The 18967-nt window shown below is 56.4% G+C and carries 19 protein-coding genes; 6 read left to right on the plus strand and 13 right to left on the minus strand.

What is annotated here, in order from left to right; translation table 11 throughout:
- Positions 1 to 15: 15 nt before the first annotated feature.
- Positions 16 to 333, minus strand: coding sequence for an H-NS histone family protein (locus AC2TCY_RS16210; RefSeq protein WP_480848895.1), 318 nt, complete (start codon positions 331 to 333; stop codon positions 16 to 18).
- A gap of 121 nt (positions 334 to 454) precedes the next feature.
- The gene (locus AC2TCY_RS16215; RefSeq protein ID WP_480848897.1) at positions 455 to 2422 is read right to left on the minus strand and encodes a protein meaA; all 1968 of its coding nucleotides are present in this window, start codon (positions 2420 to 2422) and stop codon (positions 455 to 457) included.
- 147 nt (positions 2423 to 2569) lie between these two features.
- On the opposite strand from AC2TCY_RS16215, the gene AC2TCY_RS16220 reads away from it, so the two are divergent.
- The 6 genes from AC2TCY_RS16220 (at position 2570) to AC2TCY_RS16245 (ending at position 9477) form a co-directional block, all read left to right on the plus strand.
- On the plus strand, positions 2570 to 3952 hold the full coding sequence (locus tag AC2TCY_RS16220; RefSeq protein ID WP_480848899.1) for a 1-acyl-sn-glycerol-3-phosphate acyltransferase: 1383 nt from the start codon (positions 2570 to 2572) through the stop codon (positions 3950 to 3952).
- A 114-nt stretch (positions 3953 to 4066) separates the two neighbouring features.
- Positions 4067 to 5353, plus strand: coding sequence for a crotonyl-CoA carboxylase/reductase (gene ccrA / locus AC2TCY_RS16225; RefSeq protein WP_480848901.1), 1287 nt, complete (start codon positions 4067 to 4069; stop codon positions 5351 to 5353).
- A 362-nt stretch (positions 5354 to 5715) separates the two neighbouring features.
- Positions 5716 to 6435 (plus strand): helix-turn-helix transcriptional regulator, encoded by a 720-nt coding sequence (locus tag AC2TCY_RS16230; protein WP_480848903.1) that lies wholly within the window; start codon positions 5716 to 5718, stop codon positions 6433 to 6435.
- 84 nt (positions 6436 to 6519) lie between these two features.
- Positions 6520 to 7158 (plus strand): acyl-homoserine-lactone synthase, encoded by a 639-nt coding sequence (locus tag AC2TCY_RS16235; RefSeq protein ID WP_480848905.1) that lies wholly within the window; start codon positions 6520 to 6522, stop codon positions 7156 to 7158.
- 61 nt (positions 7159 to 7219) lie between these two features.
- Positions 7220 to 8752 (plus strand): ATP-dependent DNA helicase, encoded by a 1533-nt coding sequence (locus tag AC2TCY_RS16240; RefSeq protein WP_480848907.1) that lies wholly within the window; start codon positions 7220 to 7222, stop codon positions 8750 to 8752.
- Entirely contained in the window at positions 8749 to 9477 is a 729-nt protein-coding gene (locus AC2TCY_RS16245) for an SDR family oxidoreductase (protein WP_480848909.1), read from the plus strand. Before AC2TCY_RS16240 ends, AC2TCY_RS16245 begins: the two co-directional genes overlap by 4 nt.
- A gap of 3 nt (positions 9478 to 9480) precedes the next feature.
- On the opposite strand, the gene AC2TCY_RS16250 is transcribed toward AC2TCY_RS16245, so the two are convergent.
- The 11 genes from AC2TCY_RS16250 to AC2TCY_RS16300 form a co-directional block, all read right to left on the minus strand.
- On the minus strand, positions 9481 to 10245 hold the full coding sequence (locus AC2TCY_RS16250) for a TIGR02186 family protein (protein ID WP_480848911.1): 765 nt from the start codon (positions 10243 to 10245) through the stop codon (positions 9481 to 9483).
- A 2-nt stretch (positions 10246 to 10247) separates the two neighbouring features.
- Positions 10248 to 11168: a sulfite exporter TauE/SafE family protein gene (locus tag AC2TCY_RS16255; protein WP_480848912.1), complete on the minus strand. Its 921-nt coding sequence runs from the start codon at positions 11166 to 11168 to the stop codon at positions 10248 to 10250.
- Between the two features lie 257 nt (positions 11169 to 11425).
- Positions 11426 to 12394, minus strand: coding sequence for an ABC transporter permease (locus AC2TCY_RS16260; RefSeq protein ID WP_480848914.1), 969 nt, complete (start codon positions 12392 to 12394; stop codon positions 11426 to 11428).
- Positions 12394 to 13488: an ABC transporter permease gene (locus AC2TCY_RS16265; protein ID WP_480848916.1), complete on the minus strand. Its 1095-nt coding sequence runs from the start codon at positions 13486 to 13488 to the stop codon at positions 12394 to 12396. The genes AC2TCY_RS16260 and AC2TCY_RS16265 overlap by 1 nt, the downstream gene beginning before the upstream one ends.
- A 1-nt stretch (position 13489) precedes the next feature.
- A complete protein-coding gene (locus AC2TCY_RS16270) occupies positions 13490 to 15019 on the minus strand; it encodes an ABC transporter ATP-binding protein (protein WP_480848918.1) in 1530 nt (509 codons plus the stop codon).
- A 94-nt stretch (positions 15020 to 15113) separates the two neighbouring features.
- The gene (locus AC2TCY_RS16275; RefSeq protein WP_480848920.1) at positions 15114 to 16112 is read right to left on the minus strand and encodes a BMP family lipoprotein; all 999 of its coding nucleotides are present in this window, start codon (positions 16110 to 16112) and stop codon (positions 15114 to 15116) included.
- Positions 16113 to 16263: 151 nt separating this feature from the next.
- Positions 16264 to 16683 carry a GNAT family N-acetyltransferase gene (locus AC2TCY_RS16280; RefSeq protein WP_480848922.1) on the minus strand — a complete coding sequence of 140 codons (420 nt, stop codon included), beginning with the start codon at positions 16681 to 16683 and terminating at the stop codon, positions 16264 to 16266.
- Positions 16680 to 17270, minus strand: coding sequence for a tRNA (adenosine(37)-N6)-threonylcarbamoyltransferase complex dimerization subunit type 1 TsaB (gene tsaB, locus AC2TCY_RS16285; protein ID WP_480848924.1), 591 nt, complete (start codon positions 17268 to 17270; stop codon positions 16680 to 16682). Before tsaB ends, AC2TCY_RS16280 begins: the two co-directional genes overlap by 4 nt.
- The gene (locus tag AC2TCY_RS16290) at positions 17260 to 17823 is read right to left on the minus strand and encodes a NifU family protein (protein ID WP_480848925.1); all 564 of its coding nucleotides are present in this window, start codon (positions 17821 to 17823) and stop codon (positions 17260 to 17262) included. The genes tsaB and AC2TCY_RS16290 overlap by 11 nt, the downstream gene beginning before the upstream one ends.
- 69 nt (positions 17824 to 17892) lie before the next feature.
- Positions 17893 to 18486 (minus strand): DsbA family protein, encoded by a 594-nt coding sequence (locus AC2TCY_RS16295; protein ID WP_480848927.1) that lies wholly within the window; start codon positions 18484 to 18486, stop codon positions 17893 to 17895.
- Between the two features lie 10 nt (positions 18487 to 18496).
- Positions 18497 to 18952 (minus strand): universal stress protein, encoded by a 456-nt coding sequence (locus tag AC2TCY_RS16300; RefSeq protein WP_480848928.1) that lies wholly within the window; start codon positions 18950 to 18952, stop codon positions 18497 to 18499.
- Between the last annotated feature and the right edge of the window lie 15 nt (positions 18953 to 18967).

The raw sequence follows: 18967 nt of genomic DNA on the forward strand, positions 1-18967 counted from the left end.
TACAGTACCCTTGATCTAAATTTCCAAATCGGAAATATCGGCACCGGCTTTCAAAGCATCGTGAATCCATTGCGGTTTGCGACCACGCCCCGACCACGTCTGGTCTGGGTCCGCGGGATTGCGATACTTCGGCTTGGCTTTGGTCGCCTTGGCAGAGCGTTGCGTGCCAGAAGACAGTTCGGACAAGGAAAAGCCAAACTCTGCCGCCGCAGCTTCCGCGGCCTTCAACGCTTCCTGGCGTTCTCGGGTTTCAGCATTTTTCAGGGCTTTTTCGATTTGGCCGCGCAATTCCAGTAATTCTTTGCGAGACATTTTTTCAAGATTGATCCCCATCATTATTCTCCGTGCGTTTCAGTTTGTTCGATAAGTAACGCGCACCGTAATTCTATTTGCGGACATTATCTATCCCCAATTAACCGCAAACAGTTTGAGAAAATGGCAGTGAATTAAGTTTCTATTCCGCTGCCAGGTTTTGTGGATCTGCCAATGACACAATATCACCCATAATTGCGTTCAGCTCAAAATTCTTGGGAGTATACACTTTGGCAACGCCCATTTGTTTCAGCCTTTCCGCGTCGTCGTCCGGAATGATGCCGCCGACAACTACCGGAATATTACCAAGACCGGCTTCGGCCAATCGGGTAATCACGTCCTGAACCAGAGGCAGGTGGCTGCCGGACAGGATCGACAGACCGATGACATGGACGTCCTCTTGGGCAGCGGCGGCCACGATTTCTTCGGGGGTCAGGCGAATACCCTCATAGGTGATGTCCATGCCGCAATCGCGGGCACGAAAGGCGATTTGTTCTGCCCCGTTTGAGTGCCCGTCGAGACCAGGTTTGCCAACCAGGAACTTCAAGCGACGTCCGAGGCTGTCGCTGACTGCGTCAACGGCCGAACGCAGGTCGTCCAACCCTTCGGTTTTGTTGGAAACCGACCCCGAAACACCTGTTGGACCACGGTAAGTTCCATAGGCCTTGCGCATTTCTTCCGCCCATTCGCCGGTTGTGACACCAGCTTTGGCTGCGGCAATTGACGGCTCCATCACATTGCTGCCGGTCCGTGCCGCCTCGCGCAGCGCTGCCAAGGCACCGGCGACCGCAGTCTCGTCTCGTTCCGCGCGCCAGGCGTTCAGCCGTGTGATCTGTTCCTGCTCGACCGCAGGATCGACAACCATGATTCCGCCGTCTTCGGTCTGCAGTGGTGAGGGTTCGCCCTCGATCCATTTGTTGACGCCGACAACAACGGTTTCGTTCCGCTCGATCCGGTTCAGACGATCCGCATTCGAGTCAACCAGGCGCGATTTCATATACTCAATCGAAGCAACGGCACCGCCCATGGAATCGAGGTTGGCTAGTTCGGCACGCGCACCGTTTTTGAGTTCTTCGACTTTGGCATCAACGACAGGATTGCCGTCGAACAAATCGCCGTATTCCAACAGATCGGTTTCGTAAGCCAGGATCTGTTGCATCCGCATCGACCATTGCTGATCCCAAGGGCGCGGCAAACCCAACGCCTCGTTCCATGCCGGTAACTGAACGGCACGTGCCCGTGCCTTTTTGGACAAGGTCACTGCCAGCATTTCGATTAGGATGCGATATACGTTGTTTTCAGGCTGCTGTTCGGTGAGGCCGAGAGAATTTACCTGCACCCCGTAGCGGAATCGGCGGTACTTAGGGTCTACCACTTCATAACGTTGTTGTAGAATTTCGTCCCAAAGATCGACAAAGGCCCTCATTTTGCACATTTCGGTAACAAACCGAATGCCCGCATTCACGAAAAACGAGATGCGGCCACAGAGCGCCGGGAAATCTTCGGCCGGAACGCGCGGGCGCAGCTCATCCAGAACGGCGATGGCCGTGGCCAAAGCATAAGCAAGTTCCTGCTCCGGTGTCGCGCCAGCTTCTTGCAGATGGTAGGAACACACGTTCATCGGGTTCCATTTTGGCACGTTGGTATAGCAATACTCGGCCACGTCGGCGATCATCTTCAGCGATGGTTTCGGTGGGCAAACATATGTGCCCCGGCTCAGGTATTCCTTGATCAGATCGTTCTGGACCGTGCCCTGAAGTTTCGAGACATCTGCACCCTGTTCCTCGGCTACGGCAATATACAGTGCAAGCAACCAAGGGGCCGTCGCATTGATCGTCATCGACGTATTCATTTGCTCCAGAGGAATCTGATCGAACAGAATCCGCATATCGCCAAGATGGCAGATCGGAACGCCGACCTTGCCAACCTCGCCCCGCGCCAAGGTGTGGTCGCTATCATATCCTGTCTGCGTGGGCAGATCGAAGGCCACCGACAACCCCGTCTGCCCTTTGGTCAGATTGCTGCGATACAGTGCGTTTGACGCCTGTGCGGTTGAGTGACCGGCGTAAGTCCGGATGAGCCAGGGGCGATCTTTCTGCGACTGCGTCATGGTGCGGGGCCTCGTGATCCAAGGGGTAACAAAATTTCACACAAGGCCTCTAAAGCGCAATTTTATGGACATGTCAATTCGCTGCATCGCGGCATCTTTGTGTTACTACAGATTGTGAGTGGAGGCGTTTGATGTCACTGTGCACCCATGACGCAGACCGTGGAACTTCCGCTTTGGTTATTTGTGCTGATCGTGGTCTTTGCCACGGTCACCTTTGCTTCGCATTTTTTGTTCCCGTCCGTGCGCTGGTTTTTTCGCAGACGCCTGGAGCGCGCGGTTGCGCGGCTCAACCAGCGACTGCAACGCCCGATTCAACCGTTCAAATTGGCTGAACGCCACGACATGATCCAACGGCTGAGCTATGACCCACAGGTCAGCAAGGCCGCGCAGCAATATGCGCAAGAAAATGGCGTGCCCGAGGCCGTGGCTTCGGAAATGGCGCGCCGGTACGCGCGTGAAATTGTGCCTTCGTTCTCGGCGACGGTTTATTTCAGCGTTGCCATTCGTCTGACCCGTTTGCTGAGCAACACGTTCTACAACGTCCGACTCAGCTATGAGGATGAAGAAGCCATAAACACGATCGATCCGGAAGCGACCGTGGTTTTTGTCATGAACCACCGCAGCAATATGGACTACGTTCTGGTCACCTATCTGGCGGCGCGCCAGTCGGCGCTGTCTTATGCTGTTGGGGAATGGGCAAGGGTATGGCCGCTCAGCCGTCTGATTAGGGCAATGGGAGCTTATTTTATCCGACGTAAATCGGGCAGTGATTTGTATCGGCAGGTACTGGCCAGTTACGTGCGCCACGCGACCGAGGCCGGTGTAACGCAGGCAATGTTCCCTGAAGGCGGGCTAAGCCTGACCGGGCGGTTGGGCCGACCGAAGCTGGGATTGTTGAAGTACATTACTGACGGGGCAGACCCTACGGGGCGAGACGTTGTCTTTGTGCCGGTCGCTCTGAACTACGACCGGGTGTTGGAAGATACGATCCTGACGGCCGCGGCTCTTGGAACCGACCGACGGTTCAGAGCGCGGATTGGCGTGATCACCCGGTGGACGCTAAAACAAATCTGGCGACGTCTGATCGGGCGATACAAACGGTTCGGTTTGGCATCCGTCCGCTATGCAACGCCGATTTCTCTGCAAGAATTCCGAAAGGAACACGAACGCGATCTGACCACCGATCTGGCACGTGAGTTGATGCGTCGTATCGCAGGTGCGATCCCATTCGTTCCTCTGCCTGCCGTATGTCGGTTGGTGCAGGAAAACGGTGAGGTCCCTGAAGGCCAACTTGTTGATCGGTTATCTTCCCTAATGGGCAGCGAATTGACGAGCGGTGATAAGCAAACTGTTCAGGATGCTGTCGATCAGCTGGTAGACCGGCGAATTTTGTTGCGTGAAAACGGCATCTTGCGGCCATCTGGGCAGCGCTCGGACCTGTTGGCTTACTATGCTGCGTCCTCCGCCCCAGGAGAACAACCACCTGATGCCGCAGGAGCGAAAGAAATTTCTGCATCTGCTGGGTCATAAAATTTCAAAAACTATATCAAAAACAGTTGCAATATTTCTCGGTGATTAATATTTCATGCTGAGAAGGCCGCGATTCTGCGTCGCGGCAAGAACTGTCACAATAGGGAGGCCAGCATGGCTTTGGACATCGACAGCGGCATCGCGTCGTACGAGGCGCCGGAAAAAGACCTCTATGAGATGGGTGAAATCCCTCCGATGGGATACGTGCCCAAACAGATGTATGCATGGGCTATCCGCAAGGAACGTCACGGCGAGCCCAACACAGCCATGCAGCTTGAGGTCGTCGATGTGCCCAAGCTGGACAGCCATGAGGTGCTGGTCCTCGTGATGGCGGCTGGCGTGAACTACAACGGCGTTTGGGCGTCGTTGGGTAAGCCGATCAGCCCGTTTGATGGCCACGGTCAACCTTTCCATATCGCCGGCTCGGATGCCTCGGGCATCGTATGGGCCGTCGGTGACAAGGTTAAGCGTTGGAAAGTCGGCGACGAGGTTGTGATCCACTGCAACCAGGACGACGGCGATGACGAAGAATGCAACGGCGGCGATCCGATGTATTCACCCAGCCAGCGTATCTGGGGGTACGAAACACCCGACGGATCGTTCGCGCAGTTCACCAATGTTCAGGCCCAGCAGCTGATGCCGCGACCCAAGCACCTGACCTGGGAAGAAAGCGCCTGCTACACGCTTACGCTGGCCACAGCCTACAGAATGCTGTTTGGGCATGAGCCGCATGATCTGAAACCGGGTCAGAATGTTCTGGTCTGGGGCGCGTCCGGTGGTCTGGGTTCCTACGCGATCCAGTTGATCAACACAGCGGGGGCAAACGCAATCGGCGTGATCTCGGACGAAAGCAAGCGTGATTTTGTTATGAGTTTGGGTGCCAAAGGCGTTTTGAACCGTAAGGATTTCAATTGCTGGGGCCAGCTGCCGACGGTCAACACGCCCGAATATGCTGAGTGGTTCAAAGAGGCCCGCAAGTTCGGTAAGGCCATCTGGGATATCACCGGTAAGGGCGTCAATGTCGACTTGGTCTTTGAACATCCAGGTGAGAGCACATTCCCCGTGTCGACCTTTGTGGTCAAAAAAGGCGGCATGGTCGTCATCTGTGCAGGCACCACTGGCTACAACTTGACCTTTGATGTGCGCTACATGTGGATGCACCAGAAGCGCTTGCAGGGTTCGCATTTTGCCCACCTGAAACAGGCGGCCGCCGCGAACAAGCTGATGGTGGAACGGCGTCTTGACCCGTGCATGTCCGAAGTCTTCACCTGGAACGACCTGCCTGAGGCGCACATGAAAATGTTGCGGAACGAACATAAGCCCGGGAACATGTCGGTGCTGGTTCAGGCCCCGCAAACTGGCATGCGAACGCTGGAAGAGGTTCTTGCTGCTCGCGGTTGATTACTGAAGTTTAAAACGAAACACCCGCACTACGCTCAGCCGTTGTGCGGGTGTTTTCCGTTATTAAGCTACTCTTTGTCATTACAAAGACTTAATTACTGCAACCCCGCTATTTCTGGGGAGTAGAAAGCAGTGAATATGCCAAAATAATCCATACATGTTATGGTTGTGTTAACCCTTCGTTAACTATTTCGGGGACACCCTGATGGCGCAAAATGAGTGGATACTGGACGTGTTGTCGGACCTCAACGCCTTTGCGGTGGCGAACGGGTTAACTGCGCTCGCTGAACAGCTTGATGACACCAGGCTGATCGCCGCGGCCGAAATTGCGTCCATTCAAGATGAGGCACGGGCGCCCGCGAATGGTAACAAAGTTCGATTTGAGCCAAATTCCGGGGGATTTGGAAAACACCAGCACGCTTGAAGAGCTGACGGGTATTGCGGTTCGCTTGCGGGACAGCCTGAAGCTGGATCATATCATCTACCATTGGGTTGACGGGGCGGGGGACCAATACGGGTTTACGACCTATCCGGACGCCTGGGCCGATCGCTATCAGGACAGAAACTACCACCGGATTGACCCTGTTATTCTGGGGTGCTTCCAGCGGTTCCATCCGGTCGACTGGAAGCAGTTGGATTGGTCTGGCAAAGCGGCCCGCGCCTTTTTACAGGACGCGCGGGATCACGGTGTCGGAAATCAGGGGTATTCGATCCCGCTGCGCGGGCCCAGCGGCCAGTTCGCTTTGTTTACCGTGAATCATTCGTGTGATGACGAAGGCTGGCAGGCCTTCGTCGGAACTTACGCCCACGATCTGATCCTGATTGCACATTTCTTCAACCGAAAGGCGTTGGAATTCGCCAAAGACCGGCAACCTGAAAACCGACGTGGGCTTTCCCCCCGAGAGATTGATGCAATGACATTACTGGCGCTCGGTTATAGCCGCGCCCAAGTTGCCCATTCTTTGTCCATCTCCGAGCACACTTTGCGTGCTTATATTGAAAGTGCCCGCTCGAAACTGGGCGCGCAAAACACAACACATGCCATCGCGACGGCGCTCAGCCGTGGGTTAATAGTCGTTTAAGCAACGCACGTTGCTCTCATTTTAAATTAACCATGCCTTCGTACCCCCTTTGTTCCAGCTATTGGACGACAAGGGGATCAAGTCATGTTGCGGTACGTTTATGCCGATGAATTACACAAGTTTCCGGATCTGGCCGAGGGAATGTTTCACGATCGTGCCGACCAGTTCAAAACGCGCCTTGGATGGGACGTTCAGGTCGACAAAAACGGATATGAGCGCGATCAATACGATGATCTGAACCCACTATATGTCATTTGGGAAGAGGTTGATGGCAGCCATGGCGGGTCAATGCGGATCTTGCCGACAACCGGCCCAATCATGACAAATGACGTCTTCGGACATCTGACTGGGGGCAAACCGATTCGGAGCCCCCTGATCTGGGAGGTGACTCGTTTCTGCCTGTCACGCACCGCAAGTCCGCATACCGCCGGCGCCATCATGCTCAGCGGGGGGGAAGTGATGGAGGGGTTCGGCCTGACTCATATCGCGGGTGTATTCGATGCACGGATGATCCGAATATATCGGATGATCGGGTCGTCGCCGATTGTTCTGGGATCTCAGGGCAAAGGGCGCGATCAGATTTCAGTGGGATTGTGGCCTTATTCGGCCGAGGATTGTTACCGCGTTGCTGAACGCGCGGGCGTCTCGCGTGAGCTGTCGCGACTGTGGTTCCGAGCCGCGTTTGGAAACGTTGCACAGCACCGATTTGCTTTGTCCGCCTAAGGACATGGAAAAACGGATTCCACATCTGGCCGAGGATGGCGCGGCCCTGTAGGGTCGCGCCATGTCCTTGCCCCTCGTGACCTTTTCCGAAGACCAGGCCGCTGCGTTTGACAGTATCTCAGCGATGCTCAAAACCGCGGGTGTTGACCTGGATGACGACGCCCTGCTGAAGCTGCCCGGCGCCGGAAAATCAGGAGTTATGGCGGTAATTGGTAAGGCTGGATCAGGTAAAACCCTGTTGCTGGCAGAACTATACAAGGCACTAGCTGAAACTGGCGTTCAGATTGTCTCGGGCGATTTCGAAAGCCGCAAGAGCCGCGACAAACGCAGCCTCGCCATTCTGGCGCCGACCAACAAGGCCGCAAGTGTTTTGCGTCTGCGCGGCGTTCCGGCAACGACTATTCACCGGATCCTCTACACACCGGTTTACGATCCGGAATACGAACGCATCGCTGAGTGGCTGGCAGGCAATGACGAGCGGCCTGAAATCGAAGGATTGACGGACGAAGCTCTTGACCGCGCCGCTGCGTTCTATGCCAACAACAAATCTATCCCTGGCGCATTGGCGGCGGCGGGTTTGCGTGGTTCGGATTTCATCACTGGTTGGAAGCGCCGGGATGAGCCTTTGGACATCGGGTTCATTGATGAAGCTTCGATGCTGGATGACCGGCAGTTCGAAGACCTTCAAGAAATATTTCCTACTCTAATTCTGTTTGGTGATCCGGCGCAGTTGGCACCGGTAAACCAATCTGGTTCGATGGTTTTCGAAAGCCTGCCAGAGCCACGCAAGCTGACTCTGCACCGTGTACACCGGCAGACTGCCGATAACCCGATCCTCGACCTTGCTCATGCCCTGTCCGATCCGACCATGGGTTTCGAGGATTTCGAACGCCTTATCGAAGAGACCGCCCGCAAGGATGATCGCGTGGTTTGGGGACAGCGGGTCGAGGTCGATCTGATGGCCCGCAGCCCAGTTCTCGTCTGGCGCAACGCCACTCGCATCCGGCTGATTCAGGCCTTTCGCAATGTTCATGGTGCCCCGGACACCGAATTGCTGGAGGGCGAGCCGCTGATCTGTGATGGCATCGAATTGCCGCTGAAGCACCGTAAGAAACGTTTGGATCTTGAAGCCAGAGGACTGATCAAAGGTGCACAGGTCATCTATTTGGGGCCGGGACGGAAGCCGGGTTTCTCACGGCTGCATGTTATGGGGGCCGAGGACCCGCAGGTCAGTGCGGCATCAATCGTGCAGATTGAAAAGCCAGATGAAGAAGAACCGTTTATCCCCTTTGCCGCGCGCATGGGTGCGACTTTCCTGCATGGGGCTGCTGTCACGATCCACAAGGCGCAGGGTTCGCAGTGGGATACGGTTCAGGTGTTTGCGCCAGACATCTATGCGGCAGCGCGCATGGGCCGGACCGAGGCCGGACAACCGTTGTGGAAACGTTTAGCTTATGTAGCAATCACACGTGCGCAGCAAAGGCTGATCTGGGTTGTTCGCAATCGCTTGTCCAAACCAACATATCCGCTGCGAGTGGATGACTTGCGGTCGATTCCGGCGGCGTCGCTGACCTTGGAGGCGGAAGAGATATGAAAACCATCATCGTCACGGGTGCAAGTTCCGGCATAGGCCGCGCCACGGTTGAACTGTTTCTGGCAGAGGGCTGGACCGTTGGGCTGTTGGCGCGCGGCGCCGTAACGCTAAATGCGATGGCGGAAAGCCATGATAATGCGATCCCGTTGATTGCGGATGTAACCGATCCCGATGCGGTGGAAACGGCCTTTGCGACTTTTACGGATCGTGCAGGGCGGCTGGATGTATTGTTCAACAACGCGGGAGTTTTTGCGCCCGGCGGAACGATTGACGAAATTGCACTGGAGGATTGGTCGCAATCCGTCAACGTGAACCTGAACGGCATGTTTTTTTGCGCTCGCTCGGCCTTTGCCTCGATGCGGCGGCAGTCGCCTCAGGGTGGTCGTATCATCAACAACGGGTCCATTTCAGCGCACGTGCCACGGCCTAACTCGGTGCATTACACGACAACGAAACATGCCATCACCGGGTTAACCCGCAGCCTGTCTCTGGATGGGCGCGCTTTCGGGATTGCCTGTGGTCAAATTGACATCGGCAATGCCAGAACACCGATAGTGCAAGACCTTGTCGACACCGCCATCGCTGAGGGGCGTACGCCTGATCCGACCATGGACGTCGCGAATGCAGCGGCGTCAGTGTTGCACATGGCCTGTCTGCCGCCCGAGGCAAACGTGCAATTTATGACCGTGATGGCAACGACGATGCCCTATATTGGTCGCGGTTAGCGGTCAGCTTTCCCGCAACAGACGGAAAGCTGTCGAAGCACCCCAGCCAGCGGCAATGGCTATAGCCAGCGACATGAGTCCGTACCAAATGGGCTGTTCGCGGGACAGGTTGTAAAGGAACCGTTCCAGCCCAACCTTGCGTACATCAATGACAGTCTCAAGCTGTGAAACAATTTCCCCATCACGCGTCAAAAATATACGTGCCAGGTAATCGCCTTCAGTCAGATCTGCGGGCATTTCTATGGAAGTTCGAAACAGGGTTTGCTCGTCTACGGCCACGGTGTTTTCCCGGACCGAGTAAAGGTGCTCTGCCTTGCGGATACGAATGACCGCGTCGGCAAAGTCCTGCGCGCCTCGAATATGCATAGCGGCCCCGACCGAGCGGATGGCGCGCTCGATCGAAATACGATAGCGCAGATCTTCTGTGTCTGTCAGGATGTCATCAAACGGAGCACTGGTCGCGACCGCATAGAAGCTGGGCGCGGAATCAACTAGAACACTGTCTGTATTCACCCAAATCCCGAATTTTCTTTCCTTGCGCCGGACCGTCACCGGTTCGGAAGGGCCGACAACCGAAACGATCACCTCCAGCGGGGGTCCTTCAGGAATAGGCGCCTCGCGCTTGACCGCCCCGAAAATGAGGATTTCCGAACCGTCGAAATTGGCCGTGATTGACACGCGATCCTGGCTGAGGCCCAGAACCACCTGTTCCTCTGCGGCTAGTGCGGGCAGGCAGAGCAAACACAGTGCGGCAATCATTCGGATCATGATCAATGCCCCCCTGTGTCGCCCAGCGAAAACAGCTCGGCCGGTTGCAGCAGCAGATCAAGTCCCAGTTTCCCGCAGACTACCAAAACCAGCGCGGCAAGCAGAACACGAAGCTGTTCGGCAGGCATCCGAGCCCCGATGACCGTACCGATCTGGGCACCGACAACGCCGCCGACCAAAAGCAGAACGGCCAGAACCACATCGACGGTATAGTTTGTTGTGGCATGCAACATGGTGGTGAAGGCAGTGACGAAGATAATCTGAAACAACGACGTGCCGACAACCACCTTGGTCGGCATGCCTAGCAGGTAGATCATGGCGGGCACCATGATGAAACCTCCGCCGACACCCATGATGGCTGACAACACGCCGACAAACAGACCCACGGCGATTGGCGGGATTACCGAAATATACAGGCCCGAAGTTCGAAACCGCATTTTGAACGGCATCGCATGAATCCAACCACGTTGCCGTCTTTTGGGTGCCGTTGTGCCAGCCTTACGTGATTTGCGCAGTGCATTGACGCTTTCGATAAACATCAGACCGCCGATGACACCAAGGAATACGACGTAGCAAAGCTTGACCAGCAGATCGACCTGACCCAGGCTTTTGAGGTAGTTGAATACAACCACACCCAGTGCGGCCCCGGCCAAGCCTCCGACCAATAAAACCGAGCCCATTTTTAGATCAACGGTTTTTCGTCGAAAATGCGCCAGAACGCCTGAAAACGAAGAGGCGACAATCTGGTTTGCCTCGGTTGCCACAGCGACTGCAGGCGGAATGCCTATAAAGAACAACAGGGGCGTCATCAGGAACCCGCCCCCGACGCCGAACATGCCGGAAAGGATTCCGACCATACCGCCCAGCCCAAACAGCAAAAAGGCGTTCACTGAGACTTCGGCGATGGGTAGGTAAATCTGCATGGCTACTTCTAAACGGTCCCGGCTGCGCCGTGCAACGCGACAAAGCCTCTGGTGACATTAATCTCAAGTGGCGGAACGCAGAGCGCGGACCGAAAAGAGCACATCCCTAACGCCGTTCGAGCACAGGGGATTTCCATGTTGAACAAGGTGAAGCGGGATGCATCCATACCCCCTTAGAGCGGTTGCGGCATGCAAAATCAACTCTGCATGCCGCTTTGCAGCAATCAGGACTGAACATGTGTCCTGAACTGGACCTATCAGCGTTCTTTCACATAGGGTTCGCCGCCTGCGCGCGGAGGAACGGCTTTGCCAACAAACCCGGCCAAAATCACCACTGTCAGGATATAGGGCAGGGCATCCATCACCTGCACTGGAATGACCACGCCACCCAGATCAATGTTCTGGAACCGAAGGGCAATCGCCTGCAGTAATCCGAACAGCAAGCAGGCCCCCATTGCGTGCCAGGGCCGCCACTTTGCAAAGATCAACGCGGCCAGCGCGATGAACCCTCGCCCGGCGGTCATGTCCTTGACGAAACCGGCCTGCAACGCCGTGGCCAGATAAGCCCCTGCTATGCCGCACAAAATACCGCAGATCGCAACGGCGGCATAACGCAGGCCGACAACCGAAACACCTGCGGTATCCACAGCTGCTGGGTTTTCGCCCACCGCGCGCAGACGCAGGCCGAACCGGGTGCGGAACAGAATCCACCAGGTTGCCGGAACCATCAGGAACGCGATGTAGACAAGGATCGAATGCCCTGACAGCAGCTCGGAATAGATGGGTCCGAATATCGGAACGCCACTGAGCGACTCGGCAAAAGGAAAGTTGATTGGCTCAAACCGTCCGCCGCCGAAAAGGGACGGTGTGCGCCCGCCTTGGCTGAACCAGCTCTGGGCCACAAGAACCGTCATACCGGCAGCTAGAAAGTTGATGGCAACACCCGAGATCAACTGATTGCCCCGGAACGTGATCGAAGCCATCCCATGCAGGCCTGATAACACCAGCGAAGATGCAATACCTGCCAAAAGCCCCAGCCAGACCGAACCTGTCACAGCTGCGACAGCAGCAGAGAAGAAGGCGGCCATCAACATCTTGCCTTCAAGCCCGATGTCGAAGATCCCGGCGCGTTCGGAATAAAGCCCTGCCAGACAGGCCAGCAGCAAAGGCGTGGCCAAACGGACGGTTGAATCGAGGACCTGGATCAGTGTTAGAAAGAACTCCATCAGGCCGACCCTTTCCGCAGTGCCATGAACAGCTTCTCAAGCGGCATACGCACCATGTTGTCCAGTGCTCCGGTGAACAGAATCACAAGCGCCTGGATGACCACGATCAGTTCGCGCGGGATTGAGGTCCAAAGCGCCAGTTCGGCACCGCCCTGATAGAGGAACCCGAACAGGATTGCCGCCAGGAAAACACCAAATGGATGGGATCGCCCCATCAGCGCCACCGCGATGCCGATAAAGCCCGCGCCTTCGGTCGAATTCAGAACCAGTCGTTCTGCCTCGCCCATGACGTTGTTTGTCGCCATCAGACCCGCCAGAGCGCCCGAGATCAGCATGGCGACGATGGTGATGCGCACGGGGGAGATACCGGCATAGACAGCACCGGTTTCCGAGTGGCCGTAAGCACGAATCTCATATCCCAGCCGCGTGCGCCAGATCAGCGCCCAGACGACAAAACAGGCCAGTATTGCCACGAAGAACGAGACGTTGGCAGGGGCGCCGCGGAAAACAACATTTTCAGCAGTCGAGAACATCGATTGGAAGGTTGGCAGATGCACTGCTTCGGGGAAGCGTGCAGTTGCCGGGTCCATCGAACCCTGCGGGCGCATCACGTTCACCAGCATGTAGTTCAGGAAAGCGGCTGCAATGAAGTTGAACATGATCGTGGTGATCACGATGTGGCTGCCGCGTTTCGCCTGCAGATAGGCCGGGATGGCGGCCCAGGCGGCCCCAAACAACATGGACCCCGCGCACGCTGCGAGCAAAGCTATGCTCCAGTGTGGCCAGGGAATATAGAGGCAGACCATGGCGACACCAAGACCGCCCAACATCGCCTGACCTTCACCACCGATGTTGAATAGGCGCGCATGGAACGCCACGGCCACGGCAAGGCCGGTGAACATGAAGTTCGTGGCGTAGTAAAGCGTATAACCCCAGCCATATGTTGACCCCAGCGCGCCGGTGACCATCAGGTTCACTGCCTCGACAGGGTTTTCACCGATGGCGAGGATGACCAGCGCTGACAGTATTGCGGCCAATATCAAGCTGATGACAGGGATCAGCACCACATCGGCCCATTTGGGCATCTTTTCCATGTTACGCGGCCTCCCCCGCAACACCGGCCATCAGAAGGCCAAGTTCTTTTTCATCTGTTTCGTGGGGCAGGCGCTCGCCCATAATATGTCCGTCAAACATCACGGCGATCCGGTCGGAAAGCGAGAAGATTTCTTCGAGCTCAACTGAGACCAGCAAGATCGCTTTACCCTGATCGCGCAGTGCGACGATCTGTTTGTGAATGAACTCGATCGCGCCGATATCCACGCCTCGGGTCGGCTGACCAACTAGCAACAAGTCGGGGTTGCGTTCTATCTCACGTGCAACAACGATTTTCTGCTGATTGCCGCCCGAAAAGTTCTTGGCAGACAGCCATCCATCGGGTGGGCGCACGTCGAATTTCTCGATCTTGCGTTCGGTGTCGGCGCGTAGGGCAGCGTTGTCCATGAAAATACCGCGATTGTAAGCCGGATCACGGTGATAGCCGAAAGCCACATTTTCCCAAGCGTGGAAATCCATGATCAGCCCTTCGCGCTGACGGTCTTCTGGAACGTGCGCAATATGTTGCGCGCGCCGCGCTTGACCGTCTGATCCGGCACCGCTTAGTGCCAGAGGCGCACCGTTCAGTTTGATCGAACCTATCCCGGGGCGCATCCCGCCCAGGACCTCGAGCAACTCCGACTGTCCGTTGCCGGCGACACCGGCGATACCGACGATCTCGCCCGCGCGGACGGCCAAGTCGATGCCCTTGACGCGCTCGACACCCGCTTCGTCGATGACACGCAGATTTTCAATTTCGAGTATCGGTTTTCCGGGTTGCGCCGGAACTTTGTCCACCTGCAACAGAACCTTGCGGCCAACCATCAGTTCGGCCAGTTCCTGCGGATTGGTTTCCGCGGTTTTGACGGTTGCCGTCATCTGGCCACGACGCATCACGGAGACGGTATCGGTGGCCTCCATGATCTCGCGCAGCTTGTGGGTTATCAGGATGATCGTTTTTCCTTCTGCCCGCAAACGGTCGAGGATACGGAAAAGCTGATCCGCCTCGGCTGGGGTCAGAACGCCCGTTGGTTCGTCCAGAATCAGAATCTCTGCCCGACGATAAAGCGCTTTAAGGATCTCTACACGCTGCTGGGCCCCAACGCCGATTTTATCGATGCGCTTGTCCGGGTCGACGAACAGCTCGTATTCTTCCTCAAGCTCTTTCAGCTCTTTGCGCGCCTTGGTCAACGACGGGGCAAGCAGTCCGCCGTCTTCGGCGCCCAGAATGATGTTTTCAAGTACGGTGAAATTTTCGACCAGCTTGAAATGCTGGAAAACCATCCCGATACCGGCTGCAATCGCGGCCTGGCTGTCGGGGATGTCGGTCTTTTGACCGTTGATCCAGATCTCACCTTTGTCTGCTTTGTAGAAACCGTAGAGAATGCTCATCAGCGTGGACTTGCCCGCACCGTTCTCACCGATGATTCCGTGGATCGTGCCGGGGGCGACGCTGATGGAAATGTCCTTGTTGGCCTGAACCGGCCCAAAGGCTTTGGATATCCCTTTGAGCTCAATGGCGGGGACGGTCATGTCTTGTCCTCAATTGCCGAAGGGGTTGCACGATTGCCAAATGGCAAAGCGGCAGAGTGGAAGCGGGACGGGGGGGTCCCCGTCCCACGCGATATCAGAACTGCAGCGCCGGGCAGCTGTCGTTCTCGTAGTAGCTTACAACCGCGACGTTGCCGTCGATGATGTCCTGACGTGCCTTGTCGACAGCGGCTTGCATGTCTTCTGACACCAGTGCCGCGTTGTTGTCGTCCATTGCTACGCCAACACCCTCTTCAGCCAGGCCCATAGTGAAGACTCCGGTTTCGACACCTTCACCCGCACTCATTGCGTCATAAACAGCAACGTCTACGCGTTTCAGCATCGAAGTAAGGACTTTGCCCGGATGCAGGTGGTTCTGGTTGCTGTCAACGCCGATCGATAGGATACCTTCGTCGGCCGCGGTCTGAAGAACACCAACGCCTGTACCGCCAGCAGCAGCATAGATCACGTCAGCGCCCTGGCTGATCTGAGCTTTGGTCAGTTCCGAACCCTTCACCGGGTCGTTCCAGGCCGCCGGAGTGGTGCCGGTCATATTGGCAACAACATTGACGTCAGGGTTTACAGCCTTGGCGCCCTGGGCATATCCGCAGCCAAAGTGACGGATCAGTGGGATGTCCATGCCACCGATGAAACCCACGGTGCCTGACTGCGACGCCATCGCGGCCATCATGCCAACCAGATAAGAGCCTTCGTGCTCGGCAAAGCTGACCTGACGAATGTTCGGGTTCTCCAGCCAGTTCACATCAACCGCGACGAACTTGGTGTCAGGGTAATCCCCTGCAACGGCAGACAGCGGGTCGGCCATGGCAAAGCCCATGGTTATGATCGGGTTCGCGCCCGCCTCGGCAAAGCGACGCAGGGCCTGTTCACGCTGCGCTTCGGACTGAAGCTCGATTTCGCGATAGCTACCACCGGTTTCTTCGGCCCAGCGCGAGGCGCCGTTGTGCGCGGCTTCGTTGAACGACTTGTCGAACTTGCCGCCCAGATCAAAGATCAGAGCCGGTTCGGCCATGGCAGCGCCTGCAGTCAGCGCAACTGCAGCTGCGGCACCCATCAAGGATTTCATCAGGGTCATTTCTTACTCCCGTTGTTATCGTTGGTCCGAGGCCAAGATAGCCTCGATTACCCACTCAGAGCGAGCATAACTGTTGTGATGGCGGGAATTAAGGCCGTTTGCAACAGGTTGGGTCAACAGAAATTTGACCAAACGGTTCAAAAAACTTTACTTAGGGCCGATCCAGGGCACATTCCATTAGGACAGCGTCCACTTTTGGGCCGTTTTCACGTAGGTAATATTCCTTCCGCGACCCGCACGGGACATAGCCACAGGCCTTATACAAAGCGATTGCCGGGTGATTATCCGCAGCGACGTCTAAAAAACCGCGGGCCGCACCCAATTTCTGCGCGACAAGGTGCCACTCTGCCATGCATTGCCGGGCCAAACCCCGTCGCTGATGGGCGGGGTGGGTCGCAATGGTCAGCAATTCGGCCTCATCCACGACAACTTTGAACAGGGCAAAACACCGTGGGCTGCCAACAGCTTGTACAAATGGGTTGGCCAGCAGATCAGCAAACTCTTCAGCCGTCCAGGGGCGCGAATTTAGAAACGCCGCTGCATGAGTTGCTGCCATGTCGTGCGGTGTCATTCGTCCAACATCACTGGCGGTAAATCCTTAGACGGCGCAGCATCCGCCGGTCGGACATAGAGCGGTGCAGGAGGTTCAGCCACAGTCGTTGCCCTGCGCGCGGCAATCGTAGCAATCGCGCGCACTTGGGCCGCGGGATCGTCGCAGAAAAAAAGGGGACAAGGCAATTCAAGTTGCTCAAGCGCGATCAGTTTAGGCTCTTCATTGGGCAATCGGATGTAAGCCTGTTCGCGAGGTGCACTTATCGCAGGGATTTGACCGTCTGGCGCAAATTCCGCCAATGCATCAAATCCATCAATCCCGATGGCCGGAACCCCAAGGCCAAGTGCGAGGCCCCGCGCGGCGGCGACCGAAATGCGTATGCCTGTGAAATTGCCGGGGCCGGTGCCAACGCCAATGGCGTCGAGATCCTGCCAACTGCACCCAGCTTCGCTCAGAACTTCTTCAAGCAGCGGCATCAGGCGTTCAGCCTGCCCGCGTGTCATAGGTTCGAAACGGGATATCACGATGCGGCCAGCGCGCAGCAAAGCGGCCGCGCAATGCGCGGCCGACGTGTCGAATGCCAATACTGTCAGGTCAGACGGCAACCGGACGAACCTCGGTCACTTCGGGAATGTAGTGACGCAGCAGGTTCTCGATCCCCATCTTCAATGTGAGGGTCGAGGAGGGACAACCCGCGCAAGCCCCTTGCATATGCAGATAGACAACCCCCCGGTCAAAGCCGTGGAAGGTTATGTCACCACCGTCTTGCGCCACGGCAGGACGCACGCGACTGTCCAGCAGGTCTTTGATCTGGTTGACGATTTCGGCATCTTCACCGGTGTGTTCGGCATGGGCAGGCGCCGTTTCAACGCCTGCGCCCATGACGGGCTGACCGGACTGGTAATGCTCCATCACCGCGCCCAGAATCGCGGGTTTGATGTGATCCCATTGTACGTCGTCGGATTTGGTAACCGTGACGAAATCATTCCCGAAGAACACGCCCGTTACGCCGTTTACGCCAAAAATGCGTTGTGCCAGTGGAGATTTTCCTGCGGCTTCAGCAGTTGGAAAATCAGCTGTGCCAGCGTCCAGAACTGTCTGACCAGGTAAAAATTTCAGGGTGGCCGGGTTGGGGGTGGATTCGGTCTGGATGAACATAGCGCGGCTCCGTTTGGGTTGCCTTTGATATGCGCGCGCAGGCAAGGGAAGTCAAGATTTGGAACGATTCTAAATCTTGGATGCGTAAGCAATTGCGCTGTCGAGGCGGTCGTCACCCCAAAATAGCTCATCCCCGGAAACAAAACTCGGGGCGCCGAAGATTCCAAGGGTTTTTGCTTGACCTACTTGTTCATGGAGCTTGGCCTTGATTTCTGCGTCACCTGTACGAGAAAGCAAATCAGGGGGTGCGTCAGAAGCGCTCAGGCAATCTGCCAGAATGGCTTCATCCGAAATATCGTGGCCCGAGCCGAATTCGGCGGAATAAACCGAGCGAACAAATTGTGCTCTTTGGTCTTGGGATTCGATGGCTAGTGCCAGGCGCGCTGCCCTAAGGCTGTTACGCGGAAACTCGGCCGGGCGCTGAAAGGGCAGGTCATGCTCAGCACACAGACGTTCCATGTCGCGCCACATGTAGCGCCCCTTGGCAGGATAGATATTAAACGGAGAGTTGTTCCATCCCTGTTCGGCAAAGATCGGGCCCAGCAGGAATGGCTGCCACGAAACGCTAACTCCTTTTGCTGACGCGGCCCGCTCGATCCGCATCGCGCTGACGTAGGAATAGGTCGAGGCAAAATCGAACCAGAACTGGATCTGCGTGGCCATACGATCGCTTTCAGGTGATCTCTTCCAGCTTTTCCTTGCTCAAGTCGCCTGGAACGATGGTGATCGGAATCGGTAGGCTGCCTGAGTTGCGGGTAAGCTGAGTCACAAGCGGTCCGGGCCCTTTCTTGTCCGTGCCTGCGCCCAGAACGAGCACGCCGATCTCCGGGTCGGCCTGAACGTGTTCGATGATCTGAGGCACCGGATCACCCTCGCGAATGGCCAATTCGGGCTCCACGCTTTGTTTGTCGCGCATCCATTTCGCGAAAACTTCGAAATGTGCGTGGATCCGTTCGCGGGCCTCTTCGCGCATGACTTCGGCCACACCGATCCAGTGGTTGAATTCATCCGGTGGAATCACCGACAGAATTGTAACACCGCCACCAGTATGGGCCGCACGCATCGCAGCAAAACGCATAGCGTTCAGGCATTCGCGGCTGTCATCCAGAACGACCAGGAATTTGCGCATGATTGTCCTCATTAT

It is taken from the genome of Ruegeria sp. HKCCD7181 (assembly GCF_057221055.1).

Bases quoted from the DNA above. Each gene is read 5' to 3' on its own strand.
- AC2TCY_RS16290 (WP_480848925.1), bottom strand. From the start codon at position 17,823: ATGTTCATCCAGACCGAATCCACCCCCAACCCGGCCACCCTGAAATTT.
- AC2TCY_RS16295 (WP_480848927.1), bottom strand. From the start codon at position 18,486: ATGGCCACGCAGATCCAGTTCTGGTTCGATTTTGCCTCGACCTATTCC.
- AC2TCY_RS16270 (WP_480848918.1), bottom strand. From the start codon at position 15,019: ATGACCGTCCCCGCCATTGAGCTCAAAGGGATATCCAAAGCCTTTGGG.
- AC2TCY_RS16210 (WP_480848895.1), bottom strand. From the start codon at position 333: ATGGGGATCAATCTTGAAAAAATGTCTCGCAAAGAATTACTGGAATTG.
- AC2TCY_RS16300 (WP_480848928.1), bottom strand. From the start codon at position 18,952: ATGCGCAAATTCCTGGTCGTTCTGGATGACAGCCGCGAATGCCTGAAC.
- AC2TCY_RS16240 (WP_480848907.1), top strand. From the start codon at position 7,220: ATGTCCTTGCCCCTCGTGACCTTTTCCGAAGACCAGGCCGCTGCGTTT.
- ccrA (WP_480848901.1), top strand. From the start codon at position 4,067: ATGGCTTTGGACATCGACAGCGGCATCGCGTCGTACGAGGCGCCGGAA.
- AC2TCY_RS16280 (WP_480848922.1), bottom strand. From the start codon at position 16,683: ATGACACCGCACGACATGGCAGCAACTCATGCAGCGGCGTTTCTAAAT.
- AC2TCY_RS16250 (WP_480848911.1), bottom strand. From the start codon at position 10,245: ATGATCCGAATGATTGCCGCACTGTGTTTGCTCTGCCTGCCCGCACTA.
- AC2TCY_RS16220 (WP_480848899.1), top strand. From the start codon at position 2,570: ATGACGCAGACCGTGGAACTTCCGCTTTGGTTATTTGTGCTGATCGTG.
- AC2TCY_RS16235 (WP_480848905.1), top strand. From the start codon at position 6,520: ATGTTGCGGTACGTTTATGCCGATGAATTACACAAGTTTCCGGATCTG.
- AC2TCY_RS16215 (WP_480848897.1), bottom strand. From the start codon at position 2,422: ATGACGCAGTCGCAGAAAGATCGCCCCTGGCTCATCCGGACTTACGCC.
- AC2TCY_RS16245 (WP_480848909.1), top strand. From the start codon at position 8,749: ATGAAAACCATCATCGTCACGGGTGCAAGTTCCGGCATAGGCCGCGCC.
- AC2TCY_RS16260 (WP_480848914.1), bottom strand. From the start codon at position 12,394: ATGGAGTTCTTTCTAACACTGATCCAGGTCCTCGATTCAACCGTCCGT.
- AC2TCY_RS16255 (WP_480848912.1), bottom strand. From the start codon at position 11,168: ATGCAGATTTACCTACCCATCGCCGAAGTCTCAGTGAACGCCTTTTTG.
- AC2TCY_RS16230 (WP_480848903.1), top strand. From the start codon at position 5,716: ATGGTAACAAAGTTCGATTTGAGCCAAATTCCGGGGGATTTGGAAAAC.
- AC2TCY_RS16275 (WP_480848920.1), bottom strand. From the start codon at position 16,112: ATGACCCTGATGAAATCCTTGATGGGTGCCGCAGCTGCAGTTGCGCTG.
- AC2TCY_RS16265 (WP_480848916.1), bottom strand. From the start codon at position 13,488: ATGGAAAAGATGCCCAAATGGGCCGATGTGGTGCTGATCCCTGTCATC.